This window comes from Paenibacillus sp. B-A-8 (assembly GCF_048572915.1).
GTDB lineage: Bacteria > Bacillota > Bacilli > Paenibacillales > Paenibacillaceae > Paenibacillus_AQ.
The window spans coordinates 1911930-1929686 of the sequence record NZ_CP183882.1 but is presented as its reverse complement, the minus strand read 5'-3'; the positions used below and the strand labels follow the sequence as shown (position 1 = coordinate 1929686).

11 protein-coding genes and 1 pseudogene are annotated in these 17757 nt (G+C 43.2%); 5 read left to right on the top strand and 7 right to left on the bottom strand.

Annotated features, from left to right (window positions below; all coding sequences use genetic code 11):
* Window positions 1–212 precede the first annotated feature (212 nt).
* The 5 genes and pseudogenes from ACN6MV_RS08455 (at window position 213) to ACN6MV_RS08435 (ending at window position 7042) form a co-directional block, all read left to right on the top strand.
* On the top strand, window positions 213–2012 hold the full coding sequence (locus ACN6MV_RS08455) for a cache domain-containing sensor histidine kinase (protein ID WP_042125556.1): 1800 nt from the start codon (window positions 213–215) through the stop codon (window positions 2010–2012).
* Window positions 2009–3604 (top strand): response regulator, encoded by a 1596-nt coding sequence (locus ACN6MV_RS08450; protein ID WP_419886145.1) that lies wholly within the window; start codon window positions 2009–2011, stop codon window positions 3602–3604. Before ACN6MV_RS08455 ends, ACN6MV_RS08450 begins: the two co-directional genes overlap by 4 nt.
* A complete protein-coding gene (locus ACN6MV_RS08445; protein WP_419886144.1) occupies window positions 3601–4560 on the top strand; it encodes a sugar ABC transporter substrate-binding protein in 960 nt (319 codons plus the stop codon). Before ACN6MV_RS08450 ends, ACN6MV_RS08445 begins: the two co-directional genes overlap by 4 nt.
* Window positions 4561–4859: 299 nt before the next feature.
* Window positions 4860–4961, top strand: a pseudogene (locus ACN6MV_RS08440) (hypothetical protein); the annotation flags it as partial.
* Between the two features lie 470 nt (window positions 4962–5431).
* Window positions 5432–7042, top strand: coding sequence for a diguanylate cyclase domain-containing protein (locus ACN6MV_RS08435; RefSeq protein ID WP_419886143.1), 1611 nt, complete (start codon window positions 5432–5434; stop codon window positions 7040–7042).
* Window positions 7043–7101: 59 nt separating this feature from the next.
* Here the strand turns inward: ACN6MV_RS08435 and pulA are convergent, their stop codons facing one another.
* The 7 genes from pulA to ACN6MV_RS08400 form a co-directional block, all read right to left on the bottom strand.
* Window positions 7102–9441, bottom strand: a complete 2340-nt coding sequence (gene pulA, locus ACN6MV_RS08430) for a type I pullulanase (RefSeq protein ID WP_419886142.1) — start codon at window positions 9439–9441, stop codon at window positions 7102–7104.
* A 453-nt stretch (window positions 9442–9894) separates the two neighbouring features.
* On the bottom strand, window positions 9895–11607 hold the full coding sequence (gene ptsP, locus ACN6MV_RS08425; RefSeq protein ID WP_419886141.1) for a phosphoenolpyruvate--protein phosphotransferase: 1713 nt from the start codon (window positions 11605–11607) through the stop codon (window positions 9895–9897).
* Window positions 11600–11875, bottom strand: coding sequence for an HPr family phosphocarrier protein (locus tag ACN6MV_RS08420; protein WP_042131974.1), 276 nt, complete (start codon window positions 11873–11875; stop codon window positions 11600–11602). Before ACN6MV_RS08420 ends, ptsP begins: the two co-directional genes overlap by 8 nt.
* A 98-nt stretch (window positions 11876–11973) precedes the next feature.
* Entirely contained in the window at window positions 11974–14037 is a 2064-nt protein-coding gene (gene ptsG, locus ACN6MV_RS08415) for a glucose-specific PTS transporter subunit IIBC (protein ID WP_042125544.1), read from the bottom strand.
* 339 nt (window positions 14038–14376) lie between these two features.
* A complete protein-coding gene (gene glcT, locus ACN6MV_RS08410) occupies window positions 14377–15252 on the bottom strand; it encodes a glucose PTS transporter transcription antiterminator GlcT (RefSeq protein ID WP_042125542.1) in 876 nt (291 codons plus the stop codon).
* A 130-nt stretch (window positions 15253–15382) separates the two neighbouring features.
* The gene (locus ACN6MV_RS08405) at window positions 15383–16996 is read right to left on the bottom strand and encodes a hypothetical protein (RefSeq protein WP_419886140.1); all 1614 of its coding nucleotides are present in this window, start codon (window positions 16994–16996) and stop codon (window positions 15383–15385) included.
* The gene (locus ACN6MV_RS08400) at window positions 16989–17696 is read right to left on the bottom strand and encodes an ATP-binding cassette domain-containing protein (protein WP_419886139.1); all 708 of its coding nucleotides are present in this window, start codon (window positions 17694–17696) and stop codon (window positions 16989–16991) included. Before ACN6MV_RS08400 ends, ACN6MV_RS08405 begins: the two co-directional genes overlap by 8 nt.
* Between the last annotated feature and the right edge of the window lie 61 nt (window positions 17697–17757).

Genomic DNA, 17757 nt, shown 5'->3' with positions numbered 1-17757 from the left:
TTATAAATCGCTTACAAATCAACCTGATACGGACAGTCTTTAGCATTTGTTTATATTTTTTGGTTTTTATTAAGAACAGGTCTCTTTTGGTGTAATTTTTTAATTAAAAAGTGTGAATATTGGTTGCGCTTTCTTTTTTGCTTCCGAATAGGTCATAGTTGGTATAAACTATAAGTTGCATGAACCATAGACCGTATGAGAGGAACCTACTGATGAGGATCAAGCGCTGGATCTCGTCCAGCCTGAGGGCAAAGTTGCTGGCCTTGTTTATTGTACTCACCACCATACCGCTAATGACTGTGGGAGTGATCTCTTATCAGAAATCCTACAATTCAGTTTCCAGTCACAGTAAGGCCTCCAGCATGCTCCAGGCTGATATGCTTGGAACAAATATCGATAATATGTTTAAAGATACCGAGAGGCTTCTAGAGTTAAGTAATAACCCCAAGGTTATTCACTTCCTCTTCTCACAATCGGAGACTTACGAGGAAGCCAAAGACATTCTTCAGACCTTTGCTCTATACCGCGACACCTACAAATATGAGAATGTTCTCAACATCAGCTTGATTAACCGTTATGGGAAAGGGATCAGCGAGCGCAGAGGGATTTTCCAGTCCAATATGAATCCGCTGCGGGATCAGCATTTTCAGACACTCGCGCAGAATCCTGATTCTGTGCTGAGAATTCCGCCGGCACTGATTACGAGCAATGAACGAATTGACGGTTTTACCTATGAAGATCAGGGAGTCATTTCGATTATGGCAGCGGTCAGACAGCAAATTACACATGAGGTCATCGGATTTATTACCGTGGATCTGGATGATTCGTTTATCAAAACGTTCTGCGACCAGGTCAAGATAGGTAAGACAGGTTTTTTTTATATTCTTGATCAGCATAGCAATCCAATCTACGTTCCTCCTATAGACAACGCTGACTGGAATATCATTCGAAAGACAAAACTTCCTTTTTCCGATCAGCCTGACGGATTTGTGCTTAGGACTGACAAGATGCCCCGGTTCATCGTACATACCGCTTCTCTTTACACGGGTTGGACAATTATCGGTATCGCTCCCTTGCAGGAAATTGTCGCCGAAGCTAATAGCATCAGGCAGCTGATCATAGTGAGCGTGGTACTCAGCATTGTATTTGCTATCACTCTGCATTATCTGTTGACCAAAAGGCTTACCCGCCCTATTCAGCTCCTTCAGCACAAAATGAGGCTTACCGCAAGCGGTTATCTCGAGGCCAAAGTCAAGCCGGTCGGAACGGATGAAATCGCCGATCTGGGACAAAGCTTTAACATCATGGTGGAGAAAATAAAAGAGCTTCTGGAGCAAAGTATACGTAAACAGCAGCAACTGCAGAAAGCGGAACTGCGTACGCTGCAAGCCCAAATCAATCCCCATTTCTTATACAACACCCTTGATTCCATCATCTGGATGGCGGAAGCGGGCAAAAGCGACGCCGTTATCCAACTCGTGAAAGCGCTATCTGACTTATTTAGGATTAGTTTAAATAAAGGACGGGACTGGGTGATGATCCACACTGAGCTGGCTCATGCCCAGAGCTATCTGGTAATTCAACAAATGCGTTACCGGGATATCCTTGAATATCGAGTTGAAGTCGATCCTGAAATTCTGGAGTATCCGATTCTAAATATGACTCTCCAGCCACTGATAGAAAACGCTTTGTACCACGGTATTAAAAATAAAAGAGGTAAAGGCTTGATTATCATTGGCGGTTATATGGAAGATTCGGCGGTGATTCTTACCGTTAAGGACAACGGTATAGGCATATCCACAGAGCGTCTAGCATTGCTGAAGCAACAGCTGGAGCACCCTCTCCAGTCTGAGGAAGAGGAGCCCACCGAAGGTGGTTTTGGACTGCAGAATGTGCATCAGCGCTTACGGCTTTATTTTGGTAGTGAATATGGAGTCCTGCTGGAAAGTATCGCAGGTACAGGTACGACAATCTCTGTGCGGATACCTAAGAACAGGGGGAACTTGACATGAAGAAGGTCATGCTCGTCGATGATGAAATTCTAATCCGTGAGAGTATCCGGGATTCTATAGATTGGAAGAAGGAAGGTTTCTTCTATTCCGGTGACGCTCCCGACGGTGAGCTGGCACTGCCGCTTATTGAAGAACAAGCACCCGACATTCTGATTACTGATATTAAAATGCCTTTTATGAACGGACTTGAATTGACATCCGTGGTCAGGCAAAGATTTCCCGACATCAAAATTATCATTTTAAGCGGCCATGATGATTTTCAGTATGCCCAGACTGCGCTCCGGCTTGGCGTTGAGGATTATTGCCTGAAACCGGTCAGCGCTGCGGAACTTATTCATATGCTGCGTGCTGTCAGCGCCAGAATTGACGAAGAGCATCGGTTAAAACAAAAAAATACGTACACCCCTGACAAGCTGTATGCTGATCTATGCGGAGGCCTAATCGGCACTGGAGCCGCCATCGAGGCGGCAGCTCAACTGGACCTGATGCTTATGGCTCCTTATTACGCAGCCGTTATCCTGTCCTTTATTCCATCTTCCCATAATGAATCGGATATGGACCAGTCTCAGGTTCAGGCTGCTGAGCAGTTGCTTGTAAACACACTGATCGAGTATCCTGAACTCTGCTTTTTCAGGCGGAGCCGTAACGAAACAGTGGTTATTCTGAAGGGTGGCCAGCCGGATCAAATTTCCGGCAGAATGGATACGCTGATTCAAGTATTGAAGCATAAAAAATTCCATGCAGACTTGCAACTGTCTATAAGCTGTGGAGATATCCATGAACGTCTTCAGGGGATACATCTTTCCTTCCAGGAGGCTGAGGACGACAGAATGTTCAAGAAGCTGTCGAGACAGAACAAAGAGGCAATGATAGAGGCTTCGATCGATCATTCTCCTGACAGTGTGCTGCTAGACCGCAATCGTCTAATTGATTTTTTAAAGCTGGGCACTCCTCAGGAGGCCCCTGGCTTTATCCGTCAGTTTGCTTCCGGACTTAATCAGATAAACTGGAATTCCATGTATGCCTACTACCTGATCAATGACATCACTTTAGAGTTAGTCCAGACAGCAAAGCTAACCTTCCGTTCAGACAGTAATCCTACAGAAACGATGCAAGAGCTGCAGAAGAAAATCCAGAATATTTCCAGGGGTGAAGAATGTCTGGATTATTTCCTTGAAGTATTCGACCGGCTCTGGAAATGGCGGTCTGAAGGTTCTGGAAAATACGGAGAGTTGATCGAGAAAGTCAAACTTTACATCCGGGAAAATTATCACAATGACCAGCTCTCCCTTCATGAAACTTCAAAACAGATCGGAGTCAGCTCCAGCCATCTCAGCAAAGTTTTCAGCCAGGAAACCGGGCAGACAATGACAGAGTACTTAACTGCCACTAGGATTGGCAGGGCGAAAGAAATGCTTAAAACAACCCGGTACAAAACCTTTGAGATCGCTTTTCAGGTAGGCTACAACGATCAGCATTACTTCTCTAACCTGTTCAAGAAAGTTACCGGAATGACACCAATGGAGTACCGCAAACAAGGACATCCGAGTAAACTGGCAGAAACCAGCGCCAAAGGAGGGCTACGGATGTGACAGTCCGCTACCAAACGTTTAAGACACTGGCGCTGCTATTGGGGTTCACCTTTATTTTCAGTGGATGTATAGGGACCAAGAGCGGGGTGAATGTCCGAGAACCGATTGACGAGGTACCTACAACCGCTGCAAGCGGCGGACCCCGGCTAACCTTCGGCATAATCTATCCTATGGTAAACGATACGTACGAAATGGTAACGGAGAATGCCGAAGCTGCAGCCGCCGACCATGACATCAAAGTTATAGTTCAAGCTCCGGATGAGGCAAACCTGGAGCAGCAGATTCGGATCATGGAGATGATGATCAAGCAGGAAGTTGACGGCATAGCCATCGATCCTGTTGACTCTGAAGCACTGATAGATGTCATCAACAAAGCTGTATCCAGCGGGATCCCGGTTATATGCTTTGAGTCCGACTCCCCGTCCAGTCAGCGGAATGCGTTTATCGGAGCTGATAACTATAAGACCGGTATTGTGATCGGTCAGACCGTAGACACACTGCTTGGCGGCAAGGGTATGATTCTGGTCCAATCCGGGATGCCCCATATGCTTGGGTTGACCCAACGGCTACAGGGGCTTCAGGATTATGTGGCGCAGCATACAGAGATAGACGTGCTAGAAGTTCGTCATAACGACGGCAGCGAAGCAAACGCCGTTCTGCAGTTGGAACAAATGATAACGGATCACCCGCATTTCAGTGCGCTGATCAATTTGGATTTCGTGTCGAGTTCCAGCTCTGTGCTGGTCTGGAAGGCTAAAGGACTAAATCGCTATAATGTCGCGCTGGGTCTTACCCCCTATGTCAACCAATCCATTGAGAATGGCCAAATTACCCGCATCATCTCGCAAAATGAGCAAAATTGGGGCCAAGCGATCATCAATAACTTACGTAAACTGGCTCAGGATGAGACATTGCCAGAGTTTATTAATACGGAAATTACAGAAATACGCAACTAACCGGTTCAGTCAAATTCGAGTTCATTATAACTTGGCTATGTGAGAATCACGATGTAATATCTTTTTTGAAAAGTGAGGTTTTTTCGTTTTTCAGAACCGTTTCCCTTCACTGGCACAAGCAAAAAAACAACCGCCAAATAATCGGTTGTTTAGTCGTGTCTCAAGACTTCTGCAGATCCTATGTTCTCTTTTCGATTAACCCTTAGTATTCTCCATTGCCCTGCTGTCGAGAATGTGGAGCTTGGTTACTAGGAAAATACACTTCACTTACTGTATCCATTGCATGGGATATGGTAATGATATCCTTTGTTTTCTCCTTGCTTATCAGCGTGATTTTCGGAATGATGCCTGCGAACAAAGCCGCTCGACTTCGTCCCATTCATGCACTACGTAACGAATAGTTACTTCAAAGTCAGCTGCCCCAGTCATAATATGATTGTGGCAGCTTTTTTAACTAACAGAACGTATATTTTTTGGGCATCTGCAAAGGATCTGAGTAGGCATCGAAGCAAAGCCGGGTATCATTTACGGAGCAGTTGGGTAATAGGATTTATGGATTTGAATATAGATAAGGCAATAGGCCCATCCCCTAATCATTTAAATTTTTATTATTGATATTTATTTGAGGAAGCGATTGCTCTATAAGTAGGACGTCCTATATACTTGTTGTACGACAAACTGCGATCCACACACAATTTATCTTTCCCATGCCTCATTTCCCACTATGTTAGAACACCTCTTTTTCAATTAATTACTCTCAACATCTTTGCCTAAAAATAAAAATACACCTGCCACAGATAATAGTTACGCAGGTTATACGTTAGAAGCAATAAGATTTTTTTAAATCATCTTATGCAGGGAGAAGATGACCGTGGCCGGATTTTTCAATATCAAAGTAACACGCAAGCTAATCTTTATTTTCGCTGCGATCTCCATTCTGTTGGTTGGGATTAGTGTGGCTTCTTTACTCTATCTAAATCAGACCATTAACAGAATGTCAGATTCTTTATATGACGATGTATTTGAGAACTCTGAGCTCATCCTGAGCGCTGATCGTGATCTGTATCAGGCCGCAATCGCTCTCCACTCCGCAATGAGCTCGAACCTCACTGAAGCTGAACGTGATCAGTTTATTCAGGAATTTAAGGACAATAATCAGCAAGCAGAGGAACGGGTAAGTCTAGCAAGTTCAGACATTAAATCAATTAACAAACCCTTCAGTGATTTGAAGCAGGCCAATATACTTACCAAATTAGAGAACGAGCTCCATTCCTTCGAAACATCCCTAGTCCTATGGAAGAGTACAGGGAGTAAATTGATAGCTGAACGGATGCAGATCGGATGGGATCCTGCTTCATATCATGCTGTTAATCTGAACATACAGTTAAATGAAGTTAGAAGTCATCTAGATCAATCAGAAGACCTGATAAACACCTATGCCTTGCAAGTAACAAATGGGTTCCAAGATAAAAAGAGCGCGCTCTTTGCGCTATATTCACTCGTCTTTTTCATACTGCTTCTGGTTATTATTTATCTGGGCCGCAAAATCATTTGGCTCAAGAATGAAATGCTGGAGGAACAAACACTCTATCAGCTAATCGGCGAAACGATGTCTGATTTCATTATATTGACCGATCCTAACGGGTTAATTCTGTATAGCTCCCCTTCTCACTCAAGTATTCTCGGCTATGTCCCTAAAAAGGGTGATCCACTATCCAACTACATTCGTGAACCGGAGATCGCCTGGGCTAAACTAAAGAGTGTCGTTCAGGGAACCCCCCGTATCTCAGAGCTACGAATGCGTGGATCTGAAGGACAATGGGTATGGTTGGAAACGAAGGTGTCACCTGTTCGAGGAAGTAATTCTTTCCCAGCACAATTTATGTTAGTCTCCCGTGAAATTACACAACGGAAGCAATATGAAGAACGATTACATAAGCTAGCCTTCTATGATCATTTAACCGCGATTCCCAACCGGGCTCATTTTAAAATGTACATGGAGAATCTCATCAACCAACCGGAAGAACGGAGAAAGAATATTGCACTCGCACTGTTGGATTGTGACAGATTCAAGCAGCTAAACGATACCTTAGGACATCTGGCTGGAGACGAATTTCTCCAACTGCTCTCTCGAGAGCTTCTGCAGACCGTCAAAGGTGTGGGTCAGGCATTTCGGATTGGCGGTGATGAATTTGCGGTGGTACTGCACCGATTTACCTCTCCAGAAATGTTAGATGAAATGCTACAACGTTTGCTTAAGCTGTTCAACAAATCTTGGTCTATTGATAATGGATCAAGCTTCCATACCTCTGCTAGTATTGGTGTAGCTCTATTTCCTGAACACGGAAGCAGTATAAATGAACTTCTGCGCGCCGCCGATCTAGCGATGTACCTTTCCAAAGAACGTGGAGGAAATGAAGCTAATCTCTACTACGAGCTTTTGGATGTAGGTTTATCTAACCAGACCATCGGAAAACCATAAGAACAACAAAAAAAGCTGCTTCGGAGTAACACTAACCCCGAAGCAGCTCTTTTCTTCTTTTAACTGGTTAACTGCAGATGATCATCTGAAATCCCATCATTCTCTTGTTCACGATCTATAACCATGACCTTGATAAGGTCTCCATTCTCAGAACAATCAATGAATCGGTCGCCATCTCCATCTTTTTCTTCCCAGTCATTAAGCCGTAATATATACCCGATAGAATTGGTATCAGGCAATACCTCAATTCGTGCAACTGCACGTCCGTCCTCCATATACCGAAAATCGCATTGTCCATCCTGAATTCCTGTATCCCAAACCCAAAGATTCCAGCCCTTATAATCTCCATCTGGTCGTTCATAGTGTACTTCGATGATTTTGGACCGCGGTGCAGGCTCACCACATTCATCATAGAGCACCATCATCGATAAGCCCTCAATTTCTACCTCGCTACCTGCAATCTTTCGGAATGCTTCTGTCCCCGCTTGGGTATGATCTACTACCACATTCCAGCCGTTAGTAGCTTCAGGAAGAGACAGCCTTATTCGATCGTTATTGGCATTAAAAATGACTGCTATATTGTTCCAGAGGTCGCCTCCTGCATGATTACTGAGCAGGTACGACACTATACCACTATCACAGCGCATAAATTCCAGTGAACGCTCAATTTCCTGCCGCCCATGTAGACGAAATGCCGGATGTGTACGCCGCAGTTCGATCAAGCCTTTATAATATTGAAATACAGGCTTAAACACACTTTTCATATTCCAGCGAATCGCGTTAATCGTATCACCACTGCGATAACTATTATGATCTCCAAATTTACTACGCAACAGCTCATCACCAGCGTGCAGAAATGGAATACCTTGTGATGTCAGGATGATTCCGTTAGCAAGCAGGGAACGGCGTACGGTTTCATTGCTAAGAATATTATCAAGATCTACATTAGAGTAAGGATTAGCTCGTGAAACGGCATCCTGAAATCCCCCTTGAACGGTAAGCACTTTATCCCACAAATTCAAATTGTCATGGGCGGTTACATAGTTCACAGATTCCACAGGGGAGTCCGTAAATTCGTGGATAGCTCCTTTAATTCCTGATGCAATAGCCCCTTCTTTACCGTATTCTCCTGTAATAAAGCCCCGTCCCCATCCATCGCTATCTCCTTTGATTGCCGAACGAAAGTTATCGTTGAAGACGGCATATCCTTTCCCCCGCTGCACACCTTTGAGCGTCTTTGTTGCCAGCGGAGAATCTCCTCCTGTCCAAGGTTCTCCATATAACAGCAAATTAGGATTCACCTCAAGTCGAAGCTCTTCCGTTATTTCACGCATGGTCACACTATCCATCAGACCCATAAGATCAAATCTGAAGCCATCAATATGATACTCAGAAGCCCAGTAAAACAACGAATCCTTAATATATTTGCGTACCATCGGGCGCTCTGTCGCTAGCTCGTTACCAACTCCCGAGCCATTAGATAAACGTCCCAAGTAATCACGGCGATAGAAATAATCTGGCACAAGCGGCTCGAAGGGCCCCTTCTCCACAGCGTACGTATGATTGTAAACTACATCCATAATCACCGAAATTCCACGGCTATGCAAAGCCTGAACCATTTCTTTGAATTCGCGAATTCGTAGCTCTGGATCGGTAGGATCTGTGCTATATGATCCTTCCGGTACGTTATAATGCTGAGGATCATAACCCCAATTGTAGTCAGTCTGTTCAATGGACGTACCGCGCTTCACTACACTTAACTCATCCACTGTCTGGAAATCGAACACAGGCATCAGATGTACATGGGTGATACCCAATTCAACCAGATGATCAATACCTATTGCATTTCCTTCCAAATCCTTTAATCCAAATTCGGTAAATGCTTTGAATTTACCCTTATAGTACATCCCAGAGCTCTCATGTGAGGAGAAGTCACGCACATGCAGCTCGTAAATAACCGCATCAGCAGGATGTTGCAGCGGAGGAGCAACGTCCTGCTCCCAATGCTCAGGATTGGTCTCCCGTAAATCAACGATTGCTGTTCTTAAACCATTTGCCGATACGGCTGTTGCATAAGGATCTACTGCTTCCGTCACATTCCCATCAGCATATACAGCACGGTACATATAATATTTCCCTTTTAGATCACCTGATAACTTAGTCTGCCAGACTCCGCCGTTCTGGCGCTGCATATATATAATCCGCCCACTATCTGTAGAGCTCAGATCAAATTCAATGTTAAGTTGATTTCCATCCGTTTCGTATAACACAAGAGACACAGCAAAAGCAGTAGGTGCCCAGACTTTAAATAAACTGTACTCCACCGAGTACGTTAAACCCAGGTCTCTGCCTTCATAGACTTCTAACATTAATTCTGTATTTATAACATTTTTACTCATGAGTTAACACCATCCTATGGCTCCCTACCTAACTTGAGGGATGCTTATAAGTCCAAATATTTCCAATTGTGATCATAATAATACTTGCACAGCTCTGCAAGTCGAATAAGGAGTATGAACTTTCTATGGATCCATACTATTATATGTAAGACATATTTACAGGTTTGGGTTCCTTACCGACTTTATACTCATCACTATTACTATCGGCATAGACATCTGTGCAATAAAGCAAATAATTAGCGAATTTAGTTATTCTTAATTGAGTATAACGCTCATGTATGAACAGAAGCCAATGTAAGCGCATGAACTAAGATCAAACCACGAATCCTTGTGTGCTGATACCAAAAAAATAGCAATTAAACACAAAAAAACCGACCTCCAAAACATTGGAAGTCGGTAATAGTAGTTGGAGCGCTATAAAACGCTTAAACGGAGTAATGCATATGGAAATAATTAATTAGTGATGCTTTGAACAAGTGCAGCTACTTCTTCAGCAGTGCCAAGTTGCAGTGCTTTTGCAGCCAGTTCCTTCATGTCGGCAGCCGACAATTTAGAAATTTGACTACGTGCTGGCAGAATTGACGTTGCACTCATACTGAATTCATCAAGGCCAAGACCTAGTAGAAGTGGAATCGCTGTTGCGTCCCCAGCCATTTCACCGCACATTCCTGTCCACTTACCTTCTGCATGCGCTGCATCAATAACATTCTTGACCAAACGCAGGATGGCAGGATTGTATGGCTGATACAGGTAAGACACCCGTTCATTCATACGGTCAGCAGCCATTGTATATTGAATAAGATCATTCGTACCAATACTGAAGAAATCAACTTCCTTCGCAAACTGGTCTGCCAATACAGCAGTAGAAGGAATCTCAACCATTATGCCGAGCTGAATGTTGTCAGATACTTCCTTGCCTTCTTCACGAAGCTTTGCTTTCTCTTCAAGTAGAAGATCGCGGGCTGCACGGAATTCACTAAGTGTTGCGATCATAGGGAACATAATGCGAAGATCCCCATGAACACTCGCTCTTAGTAAAGCACGCAGCTGCGTACGGAAAATATCTTGACGATCCAGACAAAGACGAATCGCACGGAATCCTAAGAAAGGGTTCATTTCCTTTGGAAGGTCCAGATACGGAAGCTCTTTATCACCACCGATATCCAGTGTACGTACAACTACCGGTTTGCCTTTCATATTCTCAAGCACAGTACGGTAGGCGTTGTATTGGATTTCCTCGGAAGGCAGCTTATCACGGCCCATGTATAGGAACTCAGTACGATACAAGCCTACACCTTCGCCACCATTCTCAAGTACACCATTGACATCGTTTGGTGTACCGATATTAGCCGCCAGCTCCACGTGCTTACCGTCTGCAGATATCGTTGGTTTATCACGAAGTTTCTTCCACTCTGCAATTTGCAAGTCGTAAGCTTCCTGCTTGCGAACATATTCAGCCACTTCTGCTTCACTAGGATTAATTAGAACGTCTCCGTTCAGACCATCGACAATCACTAGATCCCCAGAATTCACTTCAGTCATGACATTCTTAGTTCCAACCACCGCTGGAATTTCTAAAGAACGTGCCATAATTGCTGAGTGGGACGTACGTCCACCAATGTTTGTTGTGAAGCCTTTAACATACTTGCGATTTAGCTGTGCTGTGTCAGAAGGCGTCAAATCCTCAGCGATAACAATTACCTCTTCACTGATTTCTGCAGGACTAACATAATGAATACCCAGCAAGTGGTTCAGCAGGCGTTTGGTCACATCACGCATGTCAGCAGCACGTTCCTGTAAGTAAGCACTCTTCATGTTCTCGAACATTTCAATGAATTGTGTAGCTACTTCGTTTAGTGCATAGTCCGCGTTAACCGATTCCTGACGAATTTTATCAATTACAGGATTAATTAGCTCAGGATCCTCAAGAATCAGCAGATGGGATGCAAAGATCTCCGCTTTTTTCTCTCCTAATTCCGCTAAAGTACGCTCTTTAATGGTTTGCAGTTCAGCACTCGATTTAGCAAGTGCGTCATTCAACTTGGCGACTTCTGCCTCAGGATCACTGACACCAGTCTTCGTAATTGTATAATCCGGATGTTTCAGGATAAAAGCACGGGCTACTGCAATCCCTGCTGAAGCCGCGATTCCTGAAATTTTATTCATGGATTTCCCCTAGCCCTTCTTTGATCATTACATCAGAAAGTGCGCTCAGAGCTTCAGCTTCTTCGCTGCCTTCAGTAATCAGAGACAAAGTGTCTCCAGCTTCCAGACCCAATGACAATACGCCAAGGATAGATTTCAATGTAACTTTTTTACCTTTTGCTTCTGCATAAGCTTCTGTACCTTTGAATTTCGTTGCTGTATTTACCAAGGCAGTTGCCGGACGTGCGTGAATTCCATCTTCATCAATAATTCTGAATGTTGTTTGCATAATATTATCCAACTCGCTTTCTTTTAATAGAATATTTTAATTTATAGTGAAAGCTTCGCTCCCTTTAAGATTTAAAGGAAGCGTCAGCCCTTGCACTTTTACTGAATGGTAATAATATCTTTATCACCAATTGACACCTTGCCTGGCTTCTTCAAGGTTACGGAAGATCCCTCTGGCAAATTAGAGAAAATAACAGGAGACATTACAGATGGCGCATGTGCTTTTACATATTCTAAATCCACTTCCATGATCGGCTGTCCAGCAGCTACAAGGTCGCCCTCTTCAACTAGAACTGTAAAGCCTTGACCTTTAAGCTTAACTGTATTAACCCCTATATGAACGAGCACTTCCTTGCCTCCATCGGACATAATGCCGATAGCATGCTTGCTCGGGAACACATTAAACACTTTACCGTAGACTGGCGAAGCAATTTTTCCATCATCAGATAGGAAAGCAAAACCATCACCCGTCATTTTTTGGGAGAATACCGCATCTGGAACCTCAGTGATATCCACCAGTTCACCATTTACCGGAGAGACGATATCTTCTTTGATAATCGCTTCACCTGCTTCACCTGCCTGCTGTTCTTCCTCAGGCTCTGGCTTAGCCGCTGCTGGTGTTGCTGCAGGTGTCTTCCCGCTAATTACATCTTGAATCTGCGATTTTATGGTATCGGAACGTGTACCGAAGATCGCTTGAATGTTATTACCCACCTCGAGTACACCTGATGCACCTAACTTCTTCAGACGAGTCTTATCCACGCCTGATTTATCTTTAACCTCCACACGAAGGCGGGTAATACAAGCATCCAGATGAGCGATATTCTCTTTACCACCCAACGCAGACAAGATGTTTCGTGGTAAATCATCACCCGTTTTAGAAACTGCTTCTGTGTTTGTATCTTCGACTTCACCCGTATCCTCTTCACGACCCGGAGTCATCAAGTTGAACTTCCGAATAACAAAGCGGAATCCGAAGTAGTAAATTACGGCAAGAGCAAGACCTACTGGAATTACGAGCCACCAAGCCGTGCGGTTCGGGATTATACCAAATAGCACGTAATCGATAAAGCCACCCGAGAAAGTCATACCAATCTTGACATTAAGGATATGCATGGTCATAAAGGACAAACCAGCAAAAACAGCATGTACTGCGAACAACAGTGGAGCCACGAACAAGAACGAGAATTCAAGCGGCTCAGTAATCCCTGTCAGGAATGAAGTTAATGCTGCGGAAAGCATCAAGCCACCGACAAGTTTTTTGTTATGAGGTTTAGCTTCATGATAGATAGCCAGAGCAGCTGCTGGAAGACCAAACATCATGAATGGATACTTACCTGTTGTAAATGTTCCTGCTGTGAATTCTACGCCATCACGAAGCTGCTGCATGAAGATCCGTTGGTCACCACGTACCAATTCTCCTGCTTTATCAACGTAGGTACCAAATTCATACCAGAACGGAGAATAGAAGATGTGATGCAGACCAAAAGGAATGAGCGAGCGTTCAATCGTACCGAAGATAAACGCAGCGAGCGTTTTATTCGTATCAATCATACTTTGGGATACATAGTTCAGACCGTGTTGAATTGGCGGCCAAACTAAGGTCAATGCCAGACCAAGAAGCAAAGACGTTACCGCAGTCATGATCGGAACGAAACGTTTACCTGCGAAGAAACCCAGGTAGGATGGAAGTTCGATTTTGAAGAATCGTTTGTACATGGACGATGCCAATATACCGACGAGTATACCTCCAAATACCCCCGTTTGCAGTGTTGGAATTCCTAAGACGCTAGCATAGGAAAAATCACCTTGGCTCAGGACATAATCATTGACGCCAATTACAGTACCCATCGTAACATTCATTACGAGGAAACCGATAATAGCGGCTAGACCAGCAACACCCTCACCACCGGATAAACCGATGGCAACACCCACGGCAAATAGTAAGGATAAATTATCAAATACAATTTGCCCTGAGTTCATCAATACGTTCGCTATTGCCTGAACTACATCGTTCTCAAGAGCCGGAACGTATTGTAGAAAATCGGGGTTTACCAGCATGTTTCCTATTCCAAGGAGCAGACCGGCTGCTGGCAGTATGGCTACCGGGAGCATTAGCGCTTTACCGACTCTTTGTAAAACGCCGAAAAGCTTTTTGAACATCATGGTCACTTCCTTTCATTATTCACATTTTCAGTAAAAACAGATGCCAAAAAAGGCATGAGCAACACAGTATAAAGGTTGTTATCTAACGCTAAGGTTAGATTACCCCAAGATGGGGACTAGCAACCAAAATACTGTAAATCACTCATGCCTGATCGAATCAGTTACACGCTTGGTATTCTGTTTTAATTAGGACACGGATATTGTAGCACCGTTTTTTTGAAGTGACAAGCTTTTTTTTAATATTAGAAAGTATAAATTTCACACTATACATTATCCATATTTTTCTCGCTTAAACGCTTTCCGGCCTTATGAGGAGGCCAAAGACGTTTATGCTTATCAAGCTTTACCTTTCGTCTCCATATCCATTTCATCCTCTTTCTTCTGAGCAAGACGTTGCAGGTGAACTGTCAAATAGCTGACCTCTGCTGGATACACAGGAATTCGCACTCGGTTCTCGATAACCTTAGTTAATTGCCAAGCCAAGGTATACATTTCGGGATATTCCCGTTTCATTAGACCATCCAGCGTAGAAGTCTCCCTTACCGATTCTCCACGGCGCAGTCTTTCAAGAACAAATCGTAAATGAGTCACCAATCGCGAATAATCAAGTGAATCACGAGGAATTCGATATTCGAGGTTATTCTCTACGATTCCAATCAAATCCGCAATCAAAAGCGAATGTTGTCTAACCTCAGAAATTTGTCTATTACTCAACGCGCTAACGATATGAAGTGCCACAAAGCCCACCTCATCTACGGGTAATTCCACACCCATACCTTCATTAATTCGCTCAATCGCATACTCTGCCATCTTGTACTCTTCAGGATAAATTTCCTTAGTCTCATACAGAAATGGGTTATGAATAGGGATATTTTGTTCATAACGCCGTATAGCAAATGAGATATGATCGGTGAGTGCAATATGAACATGTTCATTAAGCGGTTGACTACTGCAATTCATAATATATAACAAAATTTCATGTACAATCTCAATCAACTTCTCATCCACTTGGGGAAGAAGCTGTTTATATTGTTCCTGCTCTTCCTGGCTACGGAGAATAAACATCTTCTCCACAGAGGATAGATTAATCTGATCATGCAATTTTCGATTAAACCCTATCCCTTTGCCAATCACAACAACCTCGGAATATTGGGGATGGTCCGCAATGATAACGTTGTTATTTAACACCTTTGCTACAGTTATGCTACTCATATTTGCCACCTCTTTTATTTCTAAACACCTGACTTCCAAGCAGCAAACGCAACATGAAACGGTACGATTAAAAAAACTCTTGTTACCATCATATCATCAACATTCCGATATTAGAAGGACACTCTGCGTTCTATTTTACCCGAAAGGTTCGGCTGGAGAACTTGTATACCAATGTCACGGCAATAACCATATAAGCTATCGTTCCCGTCAGAACAACTAGTGTAAAAATTGACGATGCTTTTGGAAATCCGATACAAGCCACACTTAGTCCCATGACAATGCTGTTGACGATAACAAAGAACGGATTCTTCATATTTAGCTCTGTGCTGTACGGTTGAAAAATATAATACATGAACAAGTGGTGCACCGAGAAGAACAAGGAAAGACAAAGAATCGTTACCCAAAAGATCACCGCATCCATCAAACCCCAATCTGCACCAGAGAGCAGAAACAGCAGCGTACATGCAGAACATATAGCGAAAGCAGGAATAAGATTAAGTCCACTCAACTTAATAAGACGTATTTTGAAATTGTCCAGAATTGCTGATTGTTCACGATAAAAACCATACCTTAATAAGCTTAGATCACAATTGTAAAACATCGCTTTGCATACACGCTCACCTATAGAGGTATAGTTCATTATAAATACAAAAAAAGGAAGTCCGCTTAGCAGATAGGTCGTAAACTTAGACGAAGTCTCTGGCGAAATGAGCATCATTAGGACAGCCACTAAAAAGAGCACACCAATGATGGTTAAACGTCTCTGGATGGGTTGAATTAACAAGCGTTTATGCCTGGAGAAAAAAATAGCATTCAGATAGGCGTAACCTGTTTTTCCTTGAAAAGCTTTACCCTTAAGCTCTTCCGACGAAAAGTCCTTCTCCTTGGTCTGGACTTCCGCCACCCTCGCCTCTCTCATCATCCGATTCATATCCAGCAGTGGATCATCTATCTTGGTGACAACATCTACAGCACTGCGATAGTTAGGATATTTCCCAATATACACAGCTGCAATTCCTCCAAGTACAACAATCACAAGACTCAATGGGACACTAAATCCTGCCGTATCATTTACAAAAGCATTTCCAAGATAAAGGGGCACATAGGCAAGTAAACCACCTAGTCCAATCACCGACCATACCCAACTCATCTTTTTAACTAACACAATTCCCTTTTTATCAAAAAACCAAAGGTTTAGAGCCTCGGTGACTATTCTCCAGGCCGTTAACAGTACTGTAAGCCATATGCCATGCCACAGCGGTGCGCCAAAAATCCCCGCAAAAACGGTTAAAGCTGGCACAAAATAAATAAAGAATGTTAGGCCTTTAAGTAATAGCGTAGCATGCATATACTGTTTAGCCGGAATCCTCATTAGCTTCACACATATATATTTATCCCGTTTGGGCTCTAATATAAATACATTCGAAACTCCAGCCACTATAAAGCTTAGAATGATAAAAATATGTAGGAACAATGCATACTGTTCGGCGAGCGGCATTTCTTTGTGTGTGAGAATGATTGGCAAATATATCACAATTCCCAAATAAGCCAACTTATTTAAAAATCCCCACAGTACCTTCAGTACAGCTACAATCCCAGCAAAGACTTCTTTTAGGGCAACATTGGAGTAGATATCATCTTTTAAAAGTTTACCAAGAACAGGTAGCTTTCTAAAATAGTAAATCAGCCGATTGGCTCCGGACGAGCCTCGAATCCTCTGGATGCTGCGAAGTGTCCTAATCATTGTTGCCATCCTGAAGTAAAGCTATAATCTGTTCCTCAAATTCTGGACTTTGTAGGGTCTCACGCGGAATTTCTTGAAGGGTTCCATGATTTAGAATAACCAACTCGTCACATAAATCGGCGGCCAATTGCAAAATATGCGTAGAAAAAATAATGATGTGATCCTGCTTCATCTCGCGCAGCAACTTCTTGATCTCAAGAGCGACAACAACGTCAAAAGAAGTTAAAGGCTCATCTAGTAAAATCAAAGGCGGTCGAGTAATGATAAAGCAGAGCATTTGAATTTTATTCTTCATTCCGTGGGAATAGCCCTTAATCAGTCGGTGTCGATCTTCTTCCTCAAACTTAATTATGGAAAAATAATCTTCAATGCTTTTATTCGGATCAATCTTCTCACGGTTAATGTCCATATAAAACTTTACGAACTCATAACCTGTCAGAAACTCAGGTAAGATGGGGAGAGAAAATACATATCCGATGTCCTCATCACGAAGCGGACGGGCACTATCCTTCTCACCGATAAAGGCAGCGCCGCTATCCATTTGAACCTCACCGCTCAGACAATTGAAAAGTGTGGTTTTGCCTGCTCCATTTCGTCCGAGCAGCCCGTATATCTTCCCTCTTTCAAAGGTAAAATCAGCACCTTTAATGACCTGTTTACCATCAAAGCTCTTTTGAATATCATCTAAAATCAACTGCACGTTCTCGCACCTCTCCCATTCAATAACTAAAAGACCTAAAAACATAGAGTAAGCCCGGCAG

Coding starts and splice junctions, on each gene's coding strand:
- ACN6MV_RS08455 (WP_042125556.1), top strand. CDS start 213: ATGAGGATCAAGCGCTGGATCTCGTCCAGCCTGAGGGCAAAGTTGCTG.
- ACN6MV_RS08450 (WP_419886145.1), top strand. CDS start 2,009: ATGAAGAAGGTCATGCTCGTCGATGATGAAATTCTAATCCGTGAGAGT.
- pulA (WP_419886142.1), bottom strand. CDS start 9,441: ATGAGTAAAAATGTTATAAATACAGAATTAATGTTAGAAGTCTATGAA.
- ptsP (WP_419886141.1), bottom strand. CDS start 11,607: ATGAATAAAATTTCAGGAATCGCGGCTTCAGCAGGGATTGCAGTAGCC.
- ACN6MV_RS08420 (WP_042131974.1), bottom strand. CDS start 11,875: ATGCAAACAACATTCAGAATTATTGATGAAGATGGAATTCACGCACGT.
- ptsG (WP_042125544.1), bottom strand. CDS start 14,037: ATGTTCAAAAAGCTTTTCGGCGTTTTACAAAGAGTCGGTAAAGCGCTA.
- glcT (WP_042125542.1), bottom strand. CDS start 15,252: ATGAGTAGCATAACTGTAGCAAAGGTGTTAAATAACAACGTTATCATT.
- ACN6MV_RS08405 (WP_419886140.1), bottom strand. CDS start 16,996: ATGATTAGGACACTTCGCAGCATCCAGAGGATTCGAGGCTCGTCCGGA.